This is a genomic window from Microcoleus sp. PH2017_12_PCY_D_A, assembly GCF_020738565.1.
GTDB lineage: Bacteria > Cyanobacteriota > Cyanobacteriia > Cyanobacteriales > Microcoleaceae > Microcoleus.
Map to the genome: position 1 here is coordinate 1 of NZ_JAEQCI010000268.1, position 1,250 is coordinate 1,250.

A 1,250-nucleotide genomic window follows, 5' to 3' on the forward strand; every position below is an offset into this window, starting at 1 on the left:
GATACTTGAGCTTGAGTGGAACGAGAAGGGCAAGGAGAAATTAATCTGGAACGAGCTACCTAACCAGTGGGATAAGCCCGTGAAGGCTATAAACCAGTTGTACGCTCGGCTTTGTGAGATTTTCCCTAAGCTGGAGAAACATCGGCATACAGAACGGGGCTTCGAGTCTCAGCGGACAATGGGTGATTTTTACTATCTCGGTATCAGGAAACAAAAGTCTGAAAAAAGTGGAGAAAGTGCTCCAGCATCTCCAGCAGTAGACACAGCAAGGATATCTGCTCCAGCAGTGCTCCAGCAAAAAATTTCTGCTGGAGCACTGCTGGAGCAAACAATCCTTACACAGAGCGCTGCTGGAGATGCTGGAGCACTAAACCCAACTATTTTGGAATTGTGCAATGGAATAGCAAAACTCACCCTCTCTGACAAACAAAAACTGGTAGAACTACTCACCGGCGTCCCTTGCTCCGACCCGCTCAAAGCTTTCAGAATTGGAGACAAAGTGGCTGGCAACAGACCAGAGGACTCTAGCTACAACTGGCACGGTCGCATCGTTGAGATTCACACGAGCATCAGTTGCAAGGTTGACTGGCAAGAGCGAGAAGGCATGAGGGGCGGACGGGTAATTTCAATGCTCTTCTGTAACTTGCGGAAAATTTAGAGCCTCTGCCTCACAACTGACGGCCCACTCTCATCCCCCTTAATTGGGGGATTTTCATGTCTACAAGTTCTGTAGACAATTTGTTGACACTGTAGACAGAATGAGTTATTGTAGACAGATACTGTTTACAGGTGTCTACAATGAGTCAAAGTCAAGTCGTATCGTTCAGAGCTTCCGGCCACTTCCTCAACTGGATAGAAGCTCAGAGGCTAGATGGTGAGTCGGTAAGTCAAGCTGCACAACGCATTCTCAAGGAAATTTCAGGCACGTCTACACTGTCTACAACAAGGAACGATGTTGTGTCTACAATATCTGCGGATTTGTCTACACGAGGCAATGATAGTTTCGTGTCTACAGATGTTGTAGACATCGTAGACAAGGCTGTGAACTCAAGTCTTGACCCCGTGATGGAACGCATGGCCGCTATTGAGGAACGGCTGGGAAAATTGAGAGCCTGAGCGATGGCAACGATGAATCGCTCAGGCTTGAATTGAAACCCACATTCCGCAGATATTCGATCGGATTTAATTTCAAAAGAATTCAGAATTCTCAAAACCTCAAATAATTGCTCTGCAATCATTTGAGGCTTTTT

Annotated in this window: 1 protein-coding gene and 1 pseudogene; both read left to right on the plus strand. The window is 46.5% G+C overall.

Features of this window, described 5'->3' with window-relative positions; all coding sequences use genetic code 11:
• Nucleotides 1–658, plus strand: a pseudogene (locus tag JGK39_RS33500) (hypothetical protein); the annotation flags it as partial.
• Between the two features lie 140 nt (nt 659–798).
• A complete protein-coding gene (locus tag JGK39_RS33505) occupies nt 799–1,116 on the plus strand; it encodes a hypothetical protein (protein ID WP_293299145.1) in 318 nt (105 codons plus the stop codon).
• The last annotated feature ends 134 nt before the right edge of the window (nt 1,117–1,250 follow it).

Bases quoted from the DNA above. Each gene is read 5' to 3' on its own strand.
- JGK39_RS33505 (WP_293299145.1), top strand. From the start codon at position 799: ATGAGTCAAAGTCAAGTCGTATCGTTCAGAGCTTCCGGCCACTTCCTC.